Below are 22094 nucleotides of genomic sequence, written 5' to 3' on the forward strand. Positions count from 1 at the left end.
CGGCACCAGGGAGAGGAGTGCCGCGATTCAAGGGGGGAGAGGTTTACTTCTGGGTCACAGTGGCCAGGTTCGCGCTGCCCAGCTGGGTGATGGTGGCGGTTTGGGCGATACCGCTCTGGTCGACGAACGCCTTGTTGCCCTGGCCTCCCTGGGTCACGTAGGCGACGTTGATGCTGTCAGTCTGTTTGATGGTGGCTTCGTTGCCGCTACCGTACAGCTGGTTGGTATAGCTCTGGTTGCTGTAGCCGGACTGGTCCAGGGTGATGGAGTTACCGGTGCCCTGGCTGTTGCCGTAGGCATAGTTGTCGGTACCGCGCTGGTCGGCGATCAGGATGTTGTCGGTGCCGTTCTGCTCGAAATACAGCTCGTTGTTGACGTCGTCCTGCTTGGTCGACATCTGGTTGCCTTTACCGGTCTGGTTTAGCGTGGCCACTTGGTCAGCGCCTTTCTGGGTCAGGTTGACGCCGTTGCCATTGCCGTTCTGGTTGATGGTGGCGTTCTGGTTGATACCGAACTGGCCGCCCATCTTGGCGCCTTTCCAGTTGCTGGCGGTGATGCTGTTGCCATTGCCCTTGGTGTTGATGGTCAGGTTGAGGTTTTCACCATTCTGATAGGTGAAAAACAGGTTGTTGTTGCCGGTCTGGGTGATGGTGGCGGTGGCGTTGTTGGTCTCGAACTGGTCCGACCAGCTGGCGTTGGCATTGCCTTGCTGCGACAGGCTGACCTTGTTGGCCGCACCGAAGCTCTGGTCGATATAGCCTTCGTTAGTCTGGCCGGTCTGCACCACGGAGGCCTGGCTACCGACCTGGGTGTCCTGCCACACTTCCACCGAGTTGCCGCCACCGTACTGGCCAATGCCAATGGTGCCACCGGTGCCTTCGCGCTGGTCGCCGTAGGCCCAGTTGTCGTGGCCATCCTGGTACACCTGGATGTCGCCATCGACGTGGTTCAAGTGCTCGGCGGCGGCGTAGTTGTCCTGGCCGGTCTGGTTGACGGTACTGCGGTTGTTGGTGCCACCGAAGGTCTGCTCAATGAAGGCTTCGTTGCGCTGGCCGGATTGCCAGGTGGTGGCTTTGCTGCCTTCCTGGGTGTCCTGCCACACGGTGGATTTGTTGCCGACACCTTGCTGGGTTTGCAGCGATTCGTTGTTCAGCCCTACCGACTGGCTGGCGAAGGCATCGTTGTAGCTGCCCCCGGCACGCTGGGTGATCTTGCTGCCGTTCTCGAACAGTTGCTCGGCGTAGCCGGCGTTGTACTGGCCGGTGGCGCTCTGCTGGATATCGCTGGTGCTCTCGGTCTGCACCGCCATATGGTTGTGGCCCTTGCCCGTCTGGTTCTGGGTGGCCGAGGCGAAGGATGCTTGGGTCTGCGAGACTTCGGCGATGTTTTCCTTGCCGTCCTGGGTCTGGGACGAGGTGCTGTCAGCAGCCATGGCCTGACCTACGAGGGCCAGGACGATAGCGGCACTTAAAGGGGCGAGCTTGTACATGGTGGTGCCTCCAGGTCTATCGATATTGGGTGATCTGAACATGCTGGCCATTGCCGGTCTGGGTCACGGAGCTGTTGAGGCCCGAGCCGGACTGCACGATGCTGGCGCTGTTGTCGTTGCCGATCTGCTCGATGGCTGCGCTGTTGCTGCTGCCGCTCTGGCGGATCGACGCGCTGTTGCCATTTCCCTGTTGGCTGATGCTGGCCATCAGGTCACTGCCTTCCTGCAAGATGAAAGCTTCCTGCGCACCGCCAGACTGGACGATACGGCCCAGCAGGGCCTGACCGTTCTGGTCGAGCGCGGCGCGGTTGCCTGACCCCTGCTGCTCGATCACCGCAGCCTGGCCGGCACCGACCGGCAGCAGGCGGATGATCACCGGTTCACCGAGGTCGTTGCCGGGCGCGAGGTCGGCATTGTCCATCAGGTCGTCGGCCCAGCTGGCCTGGCCCGCCAGGGCCAGGCTGAACAGCAGTGGATACAAGCGTTTCATGGCGTTTCCCCGCCTTTACTGCACAACCACATTGACGGTGCGGGTGGTACCCGGGCTGGTGGTGATGGTTGCCGTCGGCGCGGCGGTCGGGATGATCGTGGTGCTGTTGCTCACTGCCAGCCGCCAGCGCCCAGTCACTGGCACCGTGGCCGTGCCCAACGTCTGCACCCCGGTGGTGGTGGTGACCCGGACGGTGACAACGTTGCCCGTGGTTACCGACGAAGTACCGCTGATGTCCCAGTTGTAACGGTTGTTGGAGCGCGCCGTGACGGTGGCTGCCGTGACCGCGAAAGTTTCGGCGGCGGGCCGTGGCGACACGTTGACGGTGACCGTACCCGGGGTGGACAACGCCCCCAGCGAGTCACGTGCCTGGTAGGTGAAGGTGGTGGTGAAGGCCGCCGTAACCGTGGCCGGTGGGGTATAGGTCACGGTGGCGCCGTCGGTGCTGACCGTGCCGCGGCCGGCAGCCGGTTGGGTGACGGCAGCAACAGCCAGCGGCACATTGCCTTCCGGATCGGTGTCGTTGGCCAGCACGTTGATGGTCAATGGCACACCCAGGGTGGCGACGGTTTCCGGGTTGGCGACCGGTGGCCGGTTAGGCGCCACATTGATGGTGACCGTGGCCGGTTCCGATTTCAGGCCCTTGGCATCCACCGCCCGGTAGCTGAAGGTGGCCACCAATGGTTGCGTAGCGCCGACTGGCGGGGTGTAAGTGACCGAGGTGGTACCGTTGAGCACCACACCGCCCAGGCCGGTACCCGGCTGGGTGAGGTCACTGAGGGTCAGCGGCACATTGCCGTCCGGGTCGCTGTCGTTTTGCAGCAGGTTGAGGGTGATCGGCACACCAACGCTGGTGCTGCCGACATCTGCCTGGGCCAGCGGTGGCTGGTTGGCCGCCTCGACGGGTGCGTTGCCGACCACGATCACGGGTTCCACGTCAGTACCACCATGGGCAGACTTGACCGTGACGGTAGCTGGCGGTTGTGCCACGTCGTTGACTGTGATGCTTTGCAGCGTGCCGGATTTCGACAGGCGGCCGTAGCCCTGGGCGAGCATGTCGGGGATAGCAACTTCGTCACTGGACCTGGCCTCGATCAGCAGGCGCTTGTTGGCCCAGTCGTAGCGCGCGGTGCTGACCTTGACCACGTCGGTCAGCTTGCTGGACAGTGCGGTTGGCTGGGTGCCGCCAATATTGTTGCTGGCGGTCACCACCACGATTGCAGGTGGTGCGTCCTGGCCGAACTGTTGATGGAAGAACAGCCCGTTGTTGTCGGCGGTGAGTGTGAACTGGCACGGTGAAGGCGGGGTGCCGACCAATGCCAGGCCATTGCGCATGCACAAGCTGGCCTCTATGGGCGCCTTGGCGAATACTTCCGTACGGGTGCCGGTGGCATTGCGTGAGTAGGTGGCGCGCTCCAGGGTTACCGGGGTCTGCGCACGTTGGTCCAGCACCTTGCCAGAGACTGTGAATGCGTTGGTCTGGATGATGCCGGCGGGCCCATCAATGCGTACGAAGTTGGTATTGAACGGGCTACCGGTTACCGCTTCGGTGATGTTGGGGTCACCGATGTAGGTTTCGGTGGAGCCAGTGTCAGGATTGACCTCGGTATAAGGCCCGCCAACCCCCTTCAGCCAAGGGCCGATCGCACCCGCCAGCGCCCCCTGGAAGTTGCCCGGAGCGCCAATGCCTATGTCCCGGGTAATGTTGATCGCTCGGCGACCTGCCGTGGTCACGTTGACCGTTTCCACCCCGTAAGGATGCGTGATGGTGTAGGTACCGGTGCGTGGAACCGAAGCGCGGATACGGATGCGGGCGAAACTTTGCTGATCACCGTCTACCGGGTTTTCAGCAGCGAAGGCTGCCTCTATACCCGCAACGTAGACCTCCAGCTCATAACCGCTGTTGCCCACTTGTGGTATCGAGGTTTCGGCCAGGAACCAGAACATCTCTGGTGGCCAGTTATCTGGAAATACCAGCGGCAGGGCGTCGTCATAGATACCGGGCTCGGGCAGCAAGGTGCACATGTAGGCCGGCGCCCCTGGTGCGCCTGGCGCGCGGGTGCTGGTGGCACGTGACTGGCACAGTTCCAGGGACTGGTTGAGGCTGTCCTTGTACCACATCGGGTAGCCGCCCGTGGCGAAGGTGTAGGGCCCCGGGTCGACATCAGACAACGCGGCAAAGGCGGCGCTGGTAACGGTGAGGGAAAAACCGGCGGCGAACAGCGCACGGCGCGACCAAGTGTTCATGCGGCCTCCTTGAAGGCTGAGCCTTTGTCTGTTCATGGCACCAGCACCACGTCTTCGGTGTCGCTACCGCCATTGGCACTGGTGACCTGCACCTTGGCCGGCGGGATGGGCGAGAAGGACATGCTCAACGTCTTCACGGCGCCGGTGCCGCCCAGGTTGCCGATCAACGTGCCGTTGCCGGTATGGGCGGTGAGCACTGGCGGGGTGGTTTCGTCGCTGGTGCTGGCCACCAGGGTCAGCTCGCCGGTGGACAGGCGGTACTGGGCCTGGGTGATGGTGACCAGGTCAGTCAGCGGCACGTTGCGGGTGGTCAGGCTGCTGGTCGGGATGGCCACGCTGTTGTCGGCGGTCAGGGTCACGATGGTACCGGCCGCCGGGTTGAGGGCCGACTGGGCGTACCAGGCGCCAGTGGCGTTGGCCTCGGTCAGGCTCAGGTTGGGCGTCTGGCTGGTCAGGGTGACGCTGGCCGGTGGCGGTGGGGCCATCACGAAGATGTCTTGCTGGGCACGCAGGTCGCCGTTCTCGGTGTGGCGTGAGTAGGTGCTGCGCTGAGGCATCAGCGGGGTTGGCAGGGCCACTTCGGAAAGCTTGCCCGAGATCGCGAACAGTTCGGTGCGCAGGTCGATGCCGCCAGGGCCTTCGATGCGCACGAAATTGGTGTTGAAGGGGCTGCCGGTTACTCGCTCTTCAAGGTTCGGGTCGCCGACGAAGCGTTCGTTGCCTTCGGTATAAGGGCCGTTGACACTGCGCAGGAACGGCCCGACATCGCCTTTCAGCGCACCGGTGAAATCGCCTGCCCCGGCAATGCCGATGTCGCGGGTCATGTTGATCGCCCTACGCCCTGCGGCGGGGACATCGAACACTTCCACGCCATAGGGGTGGGTGACCACGTAGGTGCCAGCGGTGGGGACATCGACCCGGATACGTACCCGGGCGAAGCTGACCTGGTCACCCTCGACCGGTTCTTCGGCGGCGAATGCCGCTTCGATCGCGGTGCCGTAGCTGAGGTCGATGCCACGCGCGACGTCGACGATGGCAGCGTCGGCGGTGAACCAGAACGCTTCGTCAGGGAAGTTGGTGGGGAAGACGATGGGTTGGGTATCGTCGAACACGCCGGGCGTGGGCAGCAGCGTGCACATGTAAGACGGTGCGCCGGGTGCGCCGGCAACCCTGGAGCTGACCGCCTTGGTCAGGCACAGGTCGAGGGTACGACCGTGACTGTCCTGGTACCAGGCGGGGAAGCCGCCGTTGGCGGGCACGTAGGCGCCCGGATCGACAGCATTCAAGGCAGCCTGCGCCGGGAGCTGGAGCATGCCGGCGAAAATCGCCACTGCCAGCGGGTGGGGTATCGGTCGGTGCATGAGTCAATTCCTCCTGCAAACGGGCCCATGGACTTGGGGCGTCTGGGAGGAGATCGGCAAGAGCTGTGCCACAATCTGGAAATAACGTTGCAGCCCTTGTGCGGCAAGGGAGCGGGCCTTTCAGCGGAGCATTTTGCGAGCAGCTGGCAGTGGGCTGCGTTCCCCCAAGGTTGGGGATTGGGGGCAGGTAATTTAAACCCGGTTTTCGAAGCAAATGCGGTTTTGCTACATTGCATCGGCGGTCCCATTCCCCTGCCGAGCCAAGCGATGCAACCCCTCGACCACCTTTCCCTGAACCTGTTCATCGTCGTCTGCGAAGAAGGCACCATCGCCCGCGCTGGCGAGCGCGCGTTCATGGCGCCCTCCGCTGTCAGCAAACGTATTTCAGACATCGAGGCGCGCTTTGGCACCGCCTTGCTCAAGCGCAGCAAGCGTGGCGTGGAGCCCACCCCAGCGGGCCTGGCCCTGCTGCGCCATGCCCGGGAAATGACCCGCGCCATGGAACGCCTGGACAGCGAGCTGAGCGAATACGCCGAAGGCGCGCGCGGCCATGTGCGGGTGCTGGCCAATGTGTCGTCGATCATGGAGTTCCTGCCCGAGGAACTGACGGCGTTCATGCTGGAGAATCCACTGATTCAGGCCGATATCGAGGAGCGCTTCAGCACCGATGTCGTTCGTGGTGTGGCCGAGGGCAATGCAGACCTCGGCATCTGCCGCAAATCCATGGCGGTGGGTGACCTGGAGTTCGTAGCGTACCGGCAGGATCACCTGGCCGTTGTCGTTGCTGCTGATCACCCGTTGGCCGGCCGCAGCCAGATTGCTTTCGAGGAAACCCTGGGTTACGACCACCTGGGCCTGTCGGCCTTCGCCACCTTGAACGCCTTCATGCGTAAAAGCGCCGAACAGGCCGGCAAAGAATTGCGTTTTCGTTCGTACGTGTCGTCGTTTGACGCGGCATACCGCCTGGTGCAATTCGGGCTTGGCCTGGCGGTGTTCCCGCAAGAGGCCGTGGCCCGCTATGCGGCATTGTTCGACCTGCGGGTCATCCCGCTGACGGACGACTGGGCGCTTGGCGAGTTCGTCATCTGCATGCGCGACCGGCACACGCTGTCGCTGTCCGCACGGCGCCTGCTGGACCACCTGTTGCTGCGTGCACCGGCCTGGCAGGTCGCCGGCTGATCCATCGTGGCTGACGATGGATCAGCCCGTGAAACACGTCTTTTCTGCCCGTCATTCAGCTCTTAGTCTGGCGCAACGCTTCAGACAGAGAGATCGTGATGACAACAATAACAATCAACGAAGTCGGCATGCGCGATGGCCTGCAGAGCCTGCAGACAACCCTGCCAACCGCCGCCAAACGCCGCTGGATCGACGCCGCCTACGCCGCTGGCGTGCGCCACATGGAGGTTGCTTCGTTCGTACCGCCACGCTTGCTGCCGCAAATGGCCGATGCCCGCGAGGTGGTGGCCCACGCCCTCACATACCCGGGCCTGCAGGTAACCGTGTTGGCCCCGAACCTGCGCGGCGCCAGGGACGCACTTGAGTCTGGCGCCCATCGCATCGTCGCCCCGGTATCGGTCAGCATGGCGCACAGCCTGGCCAACGTGCGCCGCACGCCCATGGAAATGGTCGAGGAACTGGGGCGCATGTGCCAAGTGCGTACTGAAATGGGCCTGCATGAGGTGCAGGTCATTGCCGGCATGTCGGTCGCTTTTGGCTGCACGCGCCAGGGTGAGGTGCCGCTGGCCGACCTTTGCGCACTGACCCGCCAGGTGATCGAAGCCGGTTGCGACCTTGTCTCGCTGGGTGACACCACTGGCTACGCCAACCCGGGCCAGGTGGCAACGGTGCTCCAGGCGGTGCGGGCGATTGCCGGTGACCGCCTCAAGGCCGCGCACTTCCATGACACCCGTGGCCTCGCCCTGGCCAACAGCCTGGTCGCTGTACAGCAGGGTATTCGCGAGCTGGACGCCTCCCTGGCTGGCCTGGGGGGCTGCCCGTTCGCCCCGGGCGCGTCGGGCAATACCGTCACCGAAGACTTGGTGTTCATGCTGCAGAGCATGGGCTACGCCACCGGTATCAACCTGCCTGCACTGATCGAGTCGCGCCAGGTGCTGAGCGAGGCGCTGCCGGGCGAGCCTCTTTACGGCTGCATCGCCCGCGCCGGTTTACCGCTGAACTTCGCCGACGCTGCCGGCCACGCCTGACCTGCCTGAACGAGGAATACCACGATGTCCAGACTTCCCTTGGACGGCATCCGTGTCGTCGAAATTTCCCACATGGTGATGGGCCCGACCTGCGGGATGATCCTCGGCGACCTTGGCGCCGAAGTGATCAAGATCGAACCTGTGCGCGGCGACGGCACGCGCCGGCTGCTGGGCGCGGGGGCGGGCTTCTTCCGCACCTTCAACCGTAACAAGCAATGCATCGCGGTGGATGTCGAATCGGCCGAGGGCCGCGAGGCCGTGCTGCAACTGATCGACACTGCCGACGTGTTTATCGAAAACTTCAAACCTGGTCGGATGCACAAGCTGGGCCTGGGCTACGCCGCGCTGCGCCAGCGCAACCCGCGGCTGATCTATGCCTCGCACAAAGGCTTTCTCAGCGGGCCCTATGACAACCGCCTGGCGCTGGACGAGGTGGTGCAGATGATGGCCGGCCTGGCCTACATGACCGGGCCGGTGGGCCGCCCGTTGCGTGCGGGCAGCTCGGTGAACGACATCATGGGCGGCATGTTCGGCGCCATTGGCGTACTGGCGGCGCTCAACGACCGTCACACCACCGGCAGCGGCCGCGAGGTGCAAAGTGCCCTGTACGAGAACTGCGTGTTGCTGGCCGCCCAGCACATGCAGCAGTACGTAGTCACCGGCGAGGCTGCAGCGCCGATGCCAAACCGCATCAGTGCCTGGGCGATCTATGACGTGTTCACCTTCGCCGGTGGCGAGCAGATGTTTGTCGCCGCCACCGGCGAAGGGCAGTGGCATGCGCTGTGCCAGGTGCTGGGGCAGACCGCCTTGCTCGATGACCCGACACTGGCCAGCAACAACGACCGTGTGTTGCAACGGCCACGGCTGCTGGCGCACCTGGCCGAGGTGTTCGCGCCACTGGATGCGGGGCAACTGGCGCTGCAGCTGGAGGCCAACGGCATCCCGTTTGCGCCGATCCGCCGCCCGGAAGAGTTGTTCGACGACCCCCACCTGCAGCAGAGCGGCGGTATGGCCGACCTGCAACTGGAAGACGGCAGCCACACACCCATGCCGTTGCTGCCGCTGTCACTGGACGGGCAGCGCCTACAGCCGCGCCGTGCGATAGCACGGATTGGCGAGCACACCCGCCAGGTGATGCGTGAACTGGGTTACAGCGATGCGCACATTGCCGAGCTGTGCGCGGCCGGCGTGCTGAAAACCGACGACGCAGCTTGAGGAGGGTTTGAGATGGCGATTTACCAATACGACACCCTGGCCCCCAACCTGCACCCGGAAGCGTACGTGGCAGAGGATGCCACCGTGATCGGCGACGTAACCCTCGAACAAGGCGTCAGCGTATGGCCGCAGGCCGTGCTAAGGGGCGACAACGAACCGATCCGCATCGGCCAGCGCAGCAATGTGCAGGAAGGCGCAGTGCTGCATGCCGACCCCGGCTTTGCGTTGACGGTGGGGCAGGGCGTCACCATCGGCCACCAGGCCATGCTGCACGGCTGCACCATCGGTGATGGTGCGCTGATCGGCATCCAGGCGGTGGTGCTCAACGGCGCGGTCATCGGCAACAACTGCCTGGTCGGGGCTGGCGCCATCGTCACCGAAGGCAAGGTGTTCCCCGATAACTCGCTGATCCTGGGTGCGCCTGCCAAGCTGGTGCGCGAACTGACGGCCGAAGCCATCGCCAGCATGCAGCGCAACGCCGTCGAGTACGTCGCAAAAGGCCAGAGCTTCAAGGAAAAACTGATCCGTATCCGCTGAAAACCCGCTGGCGACGCCCATGAAGGCGTCGCTGCTCTCCAATAATTACAAGAATGGAGATCCACCATGGTTGCCATGACCGGCGAACTGGCGCGTGAGCGCAACGACAGCCACATCAATGAACTGCTGCTGTACCGCCGCGTGGCCTGGCGCATTATGCCGCTGGCCATCATCTGCTTCCTGTTTTCGTACTTCGACCGCATCAACATCAGTTTCGCAAAAGCCCAGATGCAGCAGGAACTGGGCCTCAGCGACGCCGCCTACGGCCTGGCCGCGAGCATGTTCTTCGTGGGATATGTACTGTTCGAAGTACCTAGCAGTCTGGGCCTGAAGCGCTACGGGGCACCGGCCTGGATCTGCCGGATCATGGTGTCGTGGGGCCTGGCGACGGCGACGCTGGTATTTGCCTATACCCAGTACACCCTGTATTTCCTGCGCTTTCTGATCGGGGTGATGGAGGCCGGCTTCGGCCCGGCGATTCTTTTCTACCTCGCATGCTGGTTCCCGCGCAAGCACCTGGCGAAGATGAATGGCCTGTGGTTTCTGGCCGTGCCGCTGGCCGGTGCGGTGGGTGGCCCGGCAGCAGGTGTCTTGTTGGGGACCATGGATGGTGTGCTAGGCCTTGCCGGTTGGCACTGGCTGTTCCTGATGTCCGGTTTGCCCTGCGTGGTGCTGGGCCTGCTAGTGCTGTGGAAGCTGGACCGGGACATCGAAGCGGCAAAATGGCTGAGCCGTGAGGAGAAGGACCTGCTGGCGGAAAACCTGGCCCAGGACAAACGCGCCGAAAAGCCGGTTCTCGGCTCGATCTGGCGGGTGTTGCTGACCCGTGAAGTGGCGATCATGGCGTTCATCTACTACGTGATCAAAACCGCGTCCTATGGCCTTAACTTCTGGATGCCGCACCTGATCAAGTCATCAGGTGTGCAGGACATGCTCTGGGTGGGTGTGCTGTCGGCATTGCCGTACGCGGTGGCCTGCATCGGCATGGTGCTGCTGACCCGTCGCTCCGACCGTACCGGCGAGCGCAAGCGCTACCTGGTGTACTGCCTGCTGGCGGCAGCTGTGGGCTACCTGCTGGCGTGCCTGTATTCCGACTCGTCGCTGGCGATGATGGCCGCGCTGGTGCTGGCCACCGCAGGTACGTTCATCGCCATCCCGATCTTCTGGACCATTCCACAGTCGACCTTCTCGGGCCTGGCAATTGCCACCGGTACTGCGGCGATCAACTCGGTCGGGCAGCTAAGCGGCATCGTCGCACCGGTGATGGTGGGCAAGATCAATGACCTCACCGGCAGCGACTCCATGGGCATGCTGTCCATCGCCCCGCTGATCCTGATCGCCTGCCTGGTGGTGATGCGCTACGTGCGCAACCCCCGAAGCTGATTGGCGCTGAGTCTTCAAACAACAACAAGAACCAGGCACACCCATGATCAATCTTTCCCGGCGAGCATCGCTGATGCTCGGGGCGCTTTGCTGCGCCTGTCAAAACGCGCAGGCCGGCTTCATCGATGACGCCAGCGGCAGCATGGAACTGCGCAATTTCTATTTCGACCGCGACTTTCACGGTGACAGCGCCACGCAATCGCGGCGCGGTGAATGGGGCCAGGGCTTCATGCTGCGCCTGCAGTCTGGCTACACCGACGGTCTGGTCGGCTTTGGCCTGGATGCAGCCGGCATGCTGGGGCTCAAGCTGGATTCCTCACCCGACCGTAGCGGCACCGGCCTGTTGCCACGTGGCAGCGACAAACGCGCCGCGGACGACTATGCCAAGGCGGTGGCCACCTTCAAGGCCAGGCTGGCGCAGAGCGAGTTGAAAGTCGGCGGCCTGAGCCCGCAACTGCCCTTGCTGGCGTCCAACAACAGCCGCTTGTTCCCCCAGTGGTTCAACGGTGCGCAACTGGTGAGCAAGGACCTGGACCGGTTTACGTTCACCCTGCTGCAGGTGGATGCCACCAAGTTGCGTGACTCCACCAACTATGAGGACCTGACCGCCATGGCGCAGCAAGGGGCCTACTCGGCGACGGTAACCAGTGACCGGCTTTACTACGGCGGTGTCGATTACCAGCCGCTGAACAACCTGACCCTCAGCCTTCACACCAGCACGCTCGAAGACCTGTTCCGGCGTGATTTTGCCGGGTTCAAGTTCAAGACGCGCCTAGGGCCCGGGGATGTGTTTACCGAGTGGCGCTGGTTCAACGCACGCGAGCAGGGCCGGGCTTTGCTGGGTGAAGTCGACAACCAGACCCTCAGTACCAACTTCGGGTACAGCGTTCAAGGCCATACGTTCAGCGGTGGCTACCAGAAATTGCGCGGCGATACGGCATATGCCTACGTGGGTGGCACCGATACCTACCTGTTCAGCGAACAGCAGGTCAGCACCTTTGCCCTGGCCAATGAACGGGCGTGGATGCTGCGATACGACTACAACTTCGCTGCGCTGGGTATCCCAGGGCTCACGTTCAATGTGCGCTATGTGAAGGGCGACCATGTGGACCCGCAGCGCATCGCCAGCGCCAAGGGCAGGGCGCTGGCGGCTGGCGACGGAGAAGGGCGGGAGTGGGAGCGGACCACGGACATCACCTATGTGGTGCAGTCGGGGGCGCTCCGGAATGTGTCGCTGCGTTGGCGCAATGCGAGCATGCGCTCGAATTTTGCCGATGCAGCGGATGAGAACCGCGTGATCGTGGGGTACACGGTCGAATTCTGAATGCAGACACAATCATTCTGTGGGTGCAGCCGGTTCCTCTTTCGACCTGGATCTGCGCGGTTTTCGTGGTTTTTTCTCAGGCCGTTTGCCGGGTTTGAGCTGCCAGCGGTAGGCATTGGCGAGCAGGCGCTCCTGGATTGCGGGTGGGTAGTCGCTGAGGGTGGTCACGGGTGGTACGGGCTTGCCGGGCAAGCCGGCCTCGCGGATTACTTTCGGCCAGCGCGGTCGCCAGCACAGCAGCAGGCTGAGCCAGTGGCCGGTGCCAACAATGACGAAAGCGGGCCAGACGAACAGCAGGATAACTTTGAACAACCAGCTGCTTTTGCGGAAGAAACGCCCAAGCCCCTCGAACTGGGCGCTGAAGGCCTGGATGGGTGATGGTAGTTGTGTGCTCAGGCGGGGGCGGGGGACGGCGTGTGGGCCTTCTTCCATGTAGCGGCGGATGAACTCCCACTCGTCACGGAGTTCGCTGCCGCCTTGGCCTTGTTTGCCGAGTAGGGCCATTTCCATGTGGGGGAGGCCGGTGCGGCTGGGGTGCCAGACTAGCCCTAGTCGCATGCCCACGCTGAGTGGGTCATCTTCTGGGTCGATGGCTGTGCTTCCGGTTGTTTTCCACGGGAAAGTGACGATGCCGCCGCAGTATTTCGGTCGATGTAGGTGAACTTGTTGGGTTACACGATTGAAACGAATGAGCAAGTGACGGCTAGTCAGCATTTCTAGTCGGGTTAGGTGAATTCCATATTTTGAATAGAGATACAGTGACGTCGAGGTGACCGAGAGCATTATAAGTGTCGTAAGAATCGTGATTACGGACCGCCCCTCAGGGTCTGTGATGTCCATCCAGATAAACCCGGTGGTGATGTAAAGTCCAACAGCAACGGCCGGGGCGATGGCTCCGAGCGTTGCGAGCGTAATCAGCCCGCGCTTTTCTTCTGAACCACCACAGCGAATGTCTAAGAAGATGTCGTTAAAAGCGAATACAGGGCCTCTTGTGCGTGGGTTTTCACTCACCGGTTGAAAGTGCATTTCTTCAGCCAGCTCGTCCTCATACAAATCCTGACGTTTTTCTTTCGGTGTCAGCTCTGCTTCATAGGCTTTTCGCGCAGCTTCGGATTCAGTAGCCATTTGCCAGAAACCCCATTCGATCAGATACATCACAATACCTCGCTGAATGCGGAGTGCAGGGTCTTCAGTTCTTCTTGTTCTTCAAACGGTTTTGAGTTTTTTGCAAGGCGGAAGCTGCTGCGTTTGCACCACTTCTCTAAAGCGTCGTCTTCAAATATGTAAATTATCACTGTCAGGACTAGGCCAATCCAGAAAGCGCCAAGAATAAGGCGGGCAAGTAATAACCGAGCGGCCTGCGTTCCGAGCTTTTTTGCAAGCTCTCTCAAGGACGTGGATAGCATCCTAGCCAGCTTGGTTTTGGCATTATGAGAAAGGTAGTCGAAGAGAGGCTTTGCAACCGCGACTGCTGTTCCTAGCTCTGCTAGCGAAAGGGTTATTGTGGCCATCCCTCTCACAAAATACGTAGCGGCCAAGAGTCTCGAGTTTTTTTGAGCCCGCTGGGTAGCGTCACTCTGGCTGCTATTGAAGTGCTCAACCGAATCAGTGAAGTCCCACCACGCCAGCAGTGAACCTCCGATACCAGCCAATCCCGCCCCCCAGAGCTTCAACCTCCCCAATGTCGCGGCGGCCCCTTTCCCGGTCACACTGTTAGCGCCGTATCGTGTTACCACTTGGTCAACATAGCTGGCTCCAATTTCAAAGCCTGCTGCAGCCGTAGTCATCGCGGCCGCCATGAGTTCAGTCTTGATACGTGCATCACTGTCAGGCAGCTCGCGAGCCTTGAAAGCCATCAGCATGCCTTCGATAAGGCATATCAGGCCGGCAGCACGAACTTTATAGAAGTCGCTTTGCTTGTTATCAGCCTGCATTAGCCCTTCGGCCCAGGCCTGATCCAGGTACCGTGCAATCTGGCCACCGCTGCGTTGCGGATTGATTGGCTGCCCACTTCGTGCAGCTTCACTCACGCGTATTTCGACAGCCGTTTCATGTACCGAAGCAAACAACGCCAGGCGTAGACCGTGGTGCATCGCTCGGTCTGCGCTGCTCGGTGCCCCGGTTCTCAGTACCTGTCGCCGAATGACCAGTCCGAACAGCGGGCTTGCCGCAACGAGCATCAGGTTTTCGAAGCCGCCACGCAGCTGGAACTCCGGGTCGGCGGGGTAACCGGATAGATCCGTTGCGAGTTGAGGATCAGCGCCTGTACGGAACTGTTGGGTTTCCTCGATATCCTCAAGCAGGACTGGCTTTTTCTTGACCGGCACCGGTTTGTCAGTGCCATCGGACAGTCTGGACATCCTTAATCCTCGTCAATTAGCAGGGCAACTCACGCAATGGCCGCGGACTCCCCATGTGATCGGGCGCAAGCAATTTGCGAAAGCCTGAAGACTAACGAGGAATCAATTTCTATGGGAGATTGAAACTTCCTAAAGAGCTGTAGGAAGTTTCGCTACAGATTATTTTTAAAGTATTATTCGCAGGCAACGGGTCGGTGCTTTGGTATATGTTGCGGTTGTTTCTGGTGGCTGCTGGTGCCTCTGCTACGAGGGCCACGGCACAGCAGCGGCCAGTAGTGCAAGGCTGTTTTCAGGTGCCAACGCAACGCGTATATATGAAGAACCACCTGTGAACTTGATCGACTGACTACTGCACTTCCTCGTGCTTCGCAAAACGCAGCGATACTGATCGAATCACTGTTCTTGAGGGAGTGCTCTAGTTTCAGCATCACCTTTCACAGATTCATCACGGTTCTGGGATCGACTTTCCCATTTTGCCACTACCAAGGGGGCCAGCGCGTTGCCTAGCACATTCAGTGCAGTAACCGGCATATCCATTAGCCTGTACACGCCCGCGATCAAGGCAACACCCTCTAACGGCAACCCGGCGGCGGTGAGCGTGGCAGTGAGGATGACGAACATGAACCCCGGTACGCCCGCCGCGCCCTTGGAGGTTAGGACCATGATGAAAACAAGCATGATCTGGTCTGCCAGGGCGAGCTCAATGTTGTAAACCTGGGCAATAAAGAGTGTCCCTAACCCTGCAAACAAAGAGGCCCCATCAAGGTTGAACGAATATCCCAGCGGTATGACAAGCGTGGTGATGTTGCTTGGCACGCCTCTCACTTCGCTCTTGGCCATCAGTTGAGGCATGACCGTCGCGGAGCTGGCGCTACTGAATGCCAGCAATAATTCATCCTTGAAAGCCTTGATGATTTCAAAAATATTTTCGCCGACCAGCTTTGCAATGAAGCCGAGCACCACGATAGCAAAGACTATAACCGCTAGGTATGTCACGCCGATCAGCTTCGCCAGCGGCAGCAGGGCGTGAATACCAAAGCTGGATACTGTTACTGCAATCAGGGCAAAAATACCGATCGGAGAATACGCCATCACCATGTGCGTTACTTTGAACATGGTGTCGGCAACGGCTTGTAATGCACCTACCAAGGGAAGTCGCTTTTGCGGTTCCAGATTAGAAAGCGCAACCCCAAAAATTATCGCAAAAAACAGTACGGAAAGTAGCTTGGCTTCAGCCATCGCCGCGATGATGTTATCAGGGATAATCCCCAGGAGCACATTGCCTAACCCCTGTGAAGCACCCTGCATAGGGGCTTGCACTGTGGTGGTTGCTGCGCTGGAAAAGTCAGCACCAACGCCAGGCTGGAAAATATTACCCACTAATAATCCGAAAACAATTGCCAGGCCGGTAACCGAAAAAAAGTAGACCAAGGCCTTTGTGCCCACTCGCCCGAGAGAACGGCCCCCAGATCCCGCAATCCCCACTACCATACAGGAGAAAACCAGCGGGACGATGATCATTTTCATCAGCTTGATGAAGGCATCGCCCGCCGGCTGAAGGACCTGCGCTACCAACCAGTCTTTTTGATCGGGAAAGTAGTTGAGCAGTAGCCCGACAATAACCCCTGAAAATAAGCCGATTGCAATCTGGGTGATCAAGCTGATCTTTTTTTTCGCAGCCATGGTGTTGAGTCTCTTGTTATTATTTAGATGTATCAAGAAGCGAAGACGGCGGGGAGATTCCTAAAGCCTTTGACTTCAATTGGATTGCCACTCGGATCCAGGAAGAACATCGTACATTGCTCCCCGGGCTCCCCTCTGAACCGAACGACTGGGGGGATCTCAAACACGATGCCTTTGGCCTCTAACCGCTGAGCAAGCGCTAGCCAGCGATCAAGCGGCAGCACCACCCCAATATGGGGCATCAGCACCATGTGCTGGCCCACTTTGCCTGTACGGGTAGTCTTGAATGGTTCACCAAGATGAAGGGAGATCTGATGCCCGAAAAAGTCAAAATCTACCCAGGTGTCAGTACTTCGCCCCTCGATACATCCCAAGTATTCTTTATAGAATTTTCGGGATTCTTCAAGGCTGGTAACATGGTAGGCGATATGGAAAGGATTAAACATGGCGACTCTCCTCAGCAGGGGGAGGAAAGCTTTTCAGAACGCGCGATTCATGTACACCCACCAATTCTTGGTCTGAGCATAAGGAATCGGTATGGACATCAGAACGCTTGAGGCAGTTATATCTGTCATTGACCACGGGTCAATCGCGAGTGCTGCAAAAAAGTCGAGTGTGTCATCGACGGCCATCAGCTTGCGAATTCAAAGCCTCGAAAAAGAACTGGAGTGCGAGCTTTTCAATCGAGATGCCCATTCGATAAGGCCCAACCAGAGGCTGATTGCAGTGATACAAAAAATTCGTGACATCATACTACAAGTCAATGAATTGAAATTCGATTTGCAACTTGATGGCTTGCGAGGGGACCTTAGTCTTGGCGCTATATCCACCGCGTTAACGGGGATCATACCGTCAGCCATCGAACAGTTTTCGGTATGCGCACCTGACGTGAAGCTGAAGATTACCCCAGGCGATTCAAGGCTCCTGTACGATAAACTTGTCGGTGGCGATCTGGACGCGGCCATTCTCGTTGAGCCACCGTTCAAACTACCTAAGTCTTTAAGGCTATATTTGCTCCGCTCCGAGCCGCTTGGGCTGCTAAGCGGTACGCCGGTCACCGCAGAAGCAGTTTCATCCGCCCTGCAATCTCAGGCCTTCATACGCTACGACGTCAACTCATGGGGCGGGTCATTGGCTCAACGTTACCTTGATGATCGTGACATTGATGTAAGGGTGGCTTGCGATATCGATTCACTGGAAGCCATTGATTTGCTGGTGTCCTGTGGGCAGGGGGTGTCACTGGTACCTCAGTGGCTCACGATAGGGTCGTTCAGTTCTCACTATATTCCCGTAAGTCAGGATTCCCGTTACAGCCGGAACATCGTATTGGCTTATAGTGAGTCAAATCGTAACTTGCCAGCCCTTCAGCGCCTTCGGGATCTTCTCACCGCCGTTTAGGGAGTGAGTGATGCCTTGGAGCAAGGGTATCAGCGCCATGGTGGGCCTGCGCTCACGTTCAATGGCAAGAATGTAATCGCCGCCCAGGCTGTCATCTGGCCGGGGGCACAGGCGATTTCAGCCTGATAGAGGTTAGCCTTGGGTCTGCGGTGCCTGCGGGATCGAGCGCCGCCCGCGCGGCGCATAGCGAGCTGCGCTTGTTCCTACGTTTGTTTCGGTCCAGTAGCGCCTGTGAGAGGCGCGCGCGACGACACTGTAGGTAGCGGCATATCCGCAGAGAGTGAGACAGATGGAAAAGGCCTTGACCGGCCGGCAGTGTCGTGGCGGCTCAGCGGGTTATTGTCAAGCATGAAACCGGTTTCAAAACATTTCTGAACGCGCTAGATTATTTGGCTGTCTTCTTGATGGCCTATCAAGATCACCTCCCACAGAAAATCAGATGGCGCTTATCAAGGCCGCCGCACAGCCGATGAGGATTCGCAATGCCTGAGCATGCCCCAGACAACCCGCGCAGGGACTTTCTGCGCAAGACCTTGACCCTGATCCCCGTGGTTACCGTGGCCAGCACAGGGCTTGGCGTGGGCGCCAGCCAGCTGCTTGCGGCCCCGCAACCGCATCAGCAACCGAACGTGCCGGCCACGCCGCCTGCGGGCAACTATCAACCGACGTTCTTCAGCGCCGAAGAGTGGGCGTTTGTACAAGCTGCGGTATCGCGCATCATCCCGGCCGATGAGCTTGGCCCCGGCGCACTCGAAGCCGGCGCCGCCGAGTTCATCGACCGCCAGATGAACACCCCCTACGCGACTGGCGCGCAGTGGTACATGCAAGGCCCGTTCAACGCCGACGCCGCGCCCGAGCTTGGCTACCAGTTGCAGCTCAGCCCGCAACAAATCTATCGCCTGGGCATCGCGGCCGTGGACGGCTGGTGCAAAGCCAACGGCGGGCAAGCTTTTGCCGCGCAAGATAGCGCTACCCGAGACCGTATTCTCAGCAAGGTCGAAGCAGGAGAACTGGTGTTCGACGCCGTCCCGGCGAAGGTGTTCTTCAGCCTGTTGGTGCAGAACACCCGTGAGGGGTTCTTCTGCGACCCGATTCATGGCGGCAACAAAGGCATGGTCGGCTGGACCCAGATTGGCTTCCCCGGTGCCCGCGCCGACTTCATGGACTGGGTCGAGCGTAACGAGCGTTACCCGTTCCCGGCTGTATCGATCCGCGGCGAGAGGGCCTGAGGCATGGCGACTGTGTTGAACAAAGTGGATGCGGTCATCGTCGGCTTCGGTTGGGCTGGCGCGATCATGGCCAAGGAGCTGACCGAGGCCGGGCTGCACGTGGTGGCCCTGGAGCGGGGGCCGATGCAGGATACCTACCCGGAAGGCAGCTACCCGCAAGTGATCGATGAGCTGACCTACAGCGTGCGCAAGAAGCTGTTCGTGGATGTGTCGAAAGAAACCGTCACTATTCGCCACAGCGTGAATGACGTGGCACTGCCCAATCGCCAGCTCGGTGCGTTCCTGCCGGGCAAGGGCGTGGGCGGTGCGGGCCTGCACTGGTCGGGTGTGCACTTTCGGGTCGACCCGGTGGAGTTGCGCCTGCGCAGCCACTACGAAGAGCGCTACGGGCGTAAGTTCATTCCCGAAGACATGACCATCCAGGACTTTGGCGTCAGTTACGAAGAACTGGAACCGTATTTCGACTTTGCCGAAAAGGTCTTTGGCACCTCTGGCCAGGCGTGGACCGTCAACGGCCAGGTGGTCGGTGAAGGGAAGGGCGGCAACCCCTACGCGCCGGACCGTTCCAACCCGTTCCCGCTGCCCGCGCAGAAGAACGTGGTGTCGGCCAGGCTGTTCGAAAAAGCCGCCACCAGCCTGGGCTACAAACCCTACAACCTCCCATCGGCAAACACCTCCGGGCCTTACACCAACCCGTACGGGGCGCAGATGGGGCCGTGCAACTTCTGTGGTTTCTGCAGCGGCTACGTGTGCTACATGTACTCCAAGGCCTCGCCCAACGTGAACATTCTGCCGGCGCTGCGCCAGGTGCCTAACTTCGAGTTGCGGCCCAATGCCCATGTGCTGCGGGTAAACCTGGACGACAGCAAGCGCAAGGCCACTGGCGTGACCTACATCGATGCGCAGGGGCGCGAGGTGGAGCAGCCGGCGGAGCTGGTGATCCTGGCGGCGTTCCAGTTCAACAACGTGCGCCTGATGCTGCTTTCCGGCATCGGCAAGCCCTATGACCCAGTCAAGAACGAAGGTGTGGTCGGGCGTAACTTCGCCTACCAGAACATGGGCACGGTCAAGGCGTTCTTCGACAAAAACACCTACACCAACAACTTCATCGGCGCAGGTGGCAACGGCATTGCCATCGATGATTTCAATGCCGACAACTTCGACCATGGCCCCCACGGCTTTGTCGGGGGCTCGCCGATGTGGGTGAACCAGGCCGGTAGCCGGCCGATTGCCGGCACCTCCAACCCGCCGGGTACGCCGGCCTGGGGCAGTGCCTGGAAGAAAGCCACGGCCGACTACTACACCCACCAGGTGTCGATGGACGCCCATGGCGCCCACCAGTCCTACCGTGCCAATTACCTGGACCTGGACCCCACCTACCGCGACGCCTACGGCCAGCCGCTGTTGCGCATGACCTTCGACTGGCAGGAAAACGACATCAAGATGAACCAGTTCATGGTCGACAAGCTGAGCAAGATCGCTCAGGCGATGAACCCCAAGGCCATTGCCGTGCTGGGCAAGCAGGTCAAGGACCACTTCAACACCGCCAGCTACCAGACTACCCACCTGAACGGCGGTGCGATCATGGGCACCGACCCCAAGACCAGTGCACTGAACCGCTACCTGCAAAGCTGGGACGTGCATAACGTGTTCGTGCCGGGGGCTTCGGCGTTCCCGCAGGGCTTGGGTTACAACCCGACCGGGCTGGTGGCCGCGCTGACCTATTGGTCGGCACGCGCGATCCGCGAGCAGTACCTGAAAAACCCCGGCCCGCTGGTCCAGGCCTGAGGAGCGATGAGCATGAAGACAATGTTGATCGCAACCCTGCTGCTCGGTGCCACTACGGCCTTACAGGCCGTGGCGAATGACGATGCGCAGGTGCGCCAGGGCGAGTACCTGGCCCGCGCCGGTGATTGTGTGGCCTGCCACACCGCCAAGGGCGGCAAGGCCTTTGCCGGCGGCCTGCCGATGGAAACGCCAATCGGCACGGTGTACTCCACCAACATCACCCCGGCGGCCAGCGGCATCGGCAATTACAGCTTCGAAGACTTCGACCAGGCGGTACGCAAGGGCATTGGCAAGGATGGCAGCACCTTGTACCCGGCCATGCCATACCCGTCGTATGCGCGGGTCAGCGAGCAGGACATGCAGGCGCTGTACACCTACTTCATGAAGGGTGTGGAGCCGGTCGAGCAGGCGAACCAGGCCACTGACATTCCCTGGCCGCTGAGCATGCGTTGGCCGCTGGCAATCTGGCGTGGTCTGTTTGCGCCCGAGGCCAAGCCCTGGCAGGCATCGGCTGCAGCCGACCCGGTGGTGAACCGTGGTGCTTACCTGGTCGAAGGCCTTGGGCATTGTGGCGCCTGCCATACACCGCGTGCGCTGACCATGCAGGAAAAGGCGCTGAGCCCTGCAGATGGCGAGCAGTTCCTGGCCGGCAGCGCACCGCTGGAAGGCTGGATTGCGAAAAACCTGCGTGGCGATCACAAGGACGGCCTGGGCAGCTGGACCGAAGCGCAGCTGGTTCAGTTTTTGAAGACCGGGCGTAGCGATCGCAGCGCGGTGTTCGGCGGCATGAGCGATGTGGTCGAACACAGCATGCAGCACATGAGTGACGCCGACCTTAGCGCAATCGCCCGTTACCTGAAGACCCTTCCGTCAAGCAATCCGAATGACCAGCCGCACGTCTACGACAAGCAGGTCGCGGATGCGCTGTGGAAGGGCGACGACAGCAAACCCGGGGCGGCGGTGTACATCGACAACTGCGCGGCCTGCCACCGGACCGATGGCCAAGGCTACACCCGCGTGTTCCCCGCGTTGGCTGGCAACCCGGTGGTACAGACCGCAGATGCCACATCGCTGATTCACGTGGTGCTGGCGGGGGGTACGGTGCCGGCGACGCACACCGCGCCCTCGAACTTCACCATGCCGGCATTCGGCTGGCGCCTGAGTGACCAGGAGGTTGCCGAGGTGGTGAACTTCATCAGAAGCAGCTGGGGTAACCAGGGCAGCGCCGTTACGGCGGGTGATGTGAAGTCGCTTCGCTGACCTCTCCAGCTGCACCCTGATCCACTGCGGGAGCGAGCCTACCCGCGAATGCGATGTCGAATCTACCGACGCATTCGCGGGTGAACCGCTCCCACATTGTTTTTGGGTGAAATTGTATTTGCA

General features: G+C 60.7%; 18 protein-coding genes and 2 pseudogenes. 11 read left to right on the forward strand and 9 right to left on the reverse strand.

All coding sequences use genetic code 11. The annotated features are described in order from the left end of the window. Window positions 1-43: 43 nt before the first annotated feature. The 4 genes from SB765_RS00560 to SB765_RS00575 are packed head-to-tail and all read right to left on the reverse strand — an operon-like array spanning window position 44 to window position 5587. A complete protein-coding gene (locus SB765_RS00560) occupies window positions 44-1489 on the reverse strand; it encodes a curlin (RefSeq protein WP_410930760.1) in 1446 nt (481 codons plus the stop codon). Between the two features lie 16 nt (window positions 1490-1505). Further along, a complete protein-coding gene (locus SB765_RS00565; protein WP_410930761.1) occupies window positions 1506-1979 on the reverse strand; it encodes a curlin in 474 nt (157 codons plus the stop codon). A gap of 15 nt (window positions 1980-1994) precedes the next feature. Next, on the reverse strand, window positions 1995-4226 hold the full coding sequence (locus SB765_RS00570) for an Ig-like domain-containing protein (RefSeq protein ID WP_341795650.1): 2232 nt from the start codon (window positions 4224-4226) through the stop codon (window positions 1995-1997). Window positions 4227-4258: 32 nt separating this feature from the next. Then, window positions 4259-5587, reverse strand: coding sequence for a hypothetical protein (locus tag SB765_RS00575; protein WP_341795649.1), 1329 nt, complete (start codon window positions 5585-5587; stop codon window positions 4259-4261). Between the two features lie 267 nt (window positions 5588-5854). Between SB765_RS00575 and SB765_RS00580 the strand changes: the two genes are divergently transcribed. From SB765_RS00580 to SB765_RS00605, 6 genes are all read left to right on the forward strand, one after another. After that, entirely contained in the window at window positions 5855-6766 is a 912-nt protein-coding gene (locus SB765_RS00580) for a LysR family transcriptional regulator (protein WP_341795648.1), read from the forward strand. 98 nt (window positions 6767-6864) lie between these two features. Beyond that, complete coding sequence (locus tag SB765_RS00585) at window positions 6865-7794, forward strand: hydroxymethylglutaryl-CoA lyase (RefSeq protein ID WP_341795647.1); 930 nt, start codon at window positions 6865-6867, stop codon at window positions 7792-7794. Window positions 7795-7818: 24 nt separating this feature from the next. Continuing rightward, entirely contained in the window at window positions 7819-9009 is a 1191-nt protein-coding gene (locus tag SB765_RS00590; protein WP_341795646.1) for a CaiB/BaiF CoA transferase family protein, read from the forward strand. Between the two features lie 12 nt (window positions 9010-9021). Beyond that, window positions 9022-9546, forward strand: coding sequence for a gamma carbonic anhydrase family protein (locus tag SB765_RS00595; protein WP_341795645.1), 525 nt, complete (start codon window positions 9022-9024; stop codon window positions 9544-9546). A 66-nt stretch (window positions 9547-9612) separates the two neighbouring features. Next, window positions 9613-10929 carry an MFS transporter gene (locus tag SB765_RS00600; RefSeq protein ID WP_341795644.1) on the forward strand — a complete coding sequence of 439 codons (1317 nt, stop codon included), beginning with the start codon at window positions 9613-9615 and terminating at the stop codon, window positions 10927-10929. 43 nt (window positions 10930-10972) lie between these two features. Beyond that, complete coding sequence (locus tag SB765_RS00605) at window positions 10973-12253, forward strand: OprD family porin (protein ID WP_410930762.1); 1281 nt, start codon at window positions 10973-10975, stop codon at window positions 12251-12253. A 12-nt stretch (window positions 12254-12265) separates the two neighbouring features. Here the strand turns inward: SB765_RS00605 and SB765_RS00610 are convergent, their stop codons facing one another. From SB765_RS00610 to SB765_RS00630, 5 genes and pseudogenes are all read right to left on the reverse strand, one after another. Further along, a complete protein-coding gene (locus SB765_RS00610; RefSeq protein ID WP_410930763.1) occupies window positions 12266-13408 on the reverse strand; it encodes a DUF6708 domain-containing protein in 1143 nt (380 codons plus the stop codon). Continuing rightward, window positions 13408-14403: pseudogene (locus SB765_RS00615) on the reverse strand (hypothetical protein); the annotation flags it as partial. The pseudogene SB765_RS00615 and the gene SB765_RS00610, both read right to left, overlap by 1 nt. Then, window positions 14380-14613 (reverse strand): annotated as a pseudogene (locus tag SB765_RS00620) (DotU family type IV/VI secretion system protein); the annotation flags it as partial. The pseudogenes SB765_RS00615 and SB765_RS00620, both read right to left, overlap by 24 nt. Window positions 14614-15006: 393 nt before the next feature. Next, window positions 15007-16296: a cation:dicarboxylate symporter family transporter gene (locus tag SB765_RS00625; protein WP_410930764.1), complete on the reverse strand. Its 1290-nt coding sequence runs from the start codon at window positions 16294-16296 to the stop codon at window positions 15007-15009. A 32-nt stretch (window positions 16297-16328) separates the two neighbouring features. Beyond that, entirely contained in the window at window positions 16329-16742 is a 414-nt protein-coding gene (locus tag SB765_RS00630; RefSeq protein WP_341795640.1) for a VOC family protein, read from the reverse strand. A 91-nt stretch (window positions 16743-16833) separates the two neighbouring features. Between SB765_RS00630 and SB765_RS00635 the strand changes: the two genes are divergently transcribed. The 5 genes from SB765_RS00635 to SB765_RS00655 all read left to right on the forward strand — a co-directional run bounded on the left by SB765_RS00635 (window position 16834) and on the right by SB765_RS00655 (window position 21971). Next, window positions 16834-17694: a LysR family transcriptional regulator gene (locus SB765_RS00635; protein WP_410930765.1), complete on the forward strand. Its 861-nt coding sequence runs from the start codon at window positions 16834-16836 to the stop codon at window positions 17692-17694. A 3-nt stretch (window positions 17695-17697) separates the two neighbouring features. After that, window positions 17698-17820: a DUF1737 domain-containing protein gene (locus SB765_RS00640; protein WP_410930766.1), complete on the forward strand. Its 123-nt coding sequence runs from the start codon at window positions 17698-17700 to the stop codon at window positions 17818-17820. A 356-nt stretch (window positions 17821-18176) separates the two neighbouring features. Continuing rightward, window positions 18177-18923 (forward strand): gluconate 2-dehydrogenase subunit 3 family protein, encoded by a 747-nt coding sequence (locus SB765_RS00645; RefSeq protein WP_410930767.1) that lies wholly within the window; start codon window positions 18177-18179, stop codon window positions 18921-18923. A 3-nt stretch (window positions 18924-18926) separates the two neighbouring features. Then, window positions 18927-20711, forward strand: coding sequence for a GMC family oxidoreductase (locus tag SB765_RS00650; RefSeq protein WP_341795636.1), 1785 nt, complete (start codon window positions 18927-18929; stop codon window positions 20709-20711). A 12-nt stretch (window positions 20712-20723) separates the two neighbouring features. Then, window positions 20724-21971: a c-type cytochrome gene (locus tag SB765_RS00655; RefSeq protein WP_410910694.1), complete on the forward strand. Its 1248-nt coding sequence runs from the start codon at window positions 20724-20726 to the stop codon at window positions 21969-21971. The last annotated feature ends 123 nt before the right edge of the window (window positions 21972-22094 follow it).

The sequence above is a fragment of the Pseudomonas sp. SIMBA_067 genome (genome assembly GCF_046534675.1).
GTDB lineage: Bacteria > Pseudomonadota > Gammaproteobacteria > Pseudomonadales > Pseudomonadaceae > Aquipseudomonas > Aquipseudomonas putida.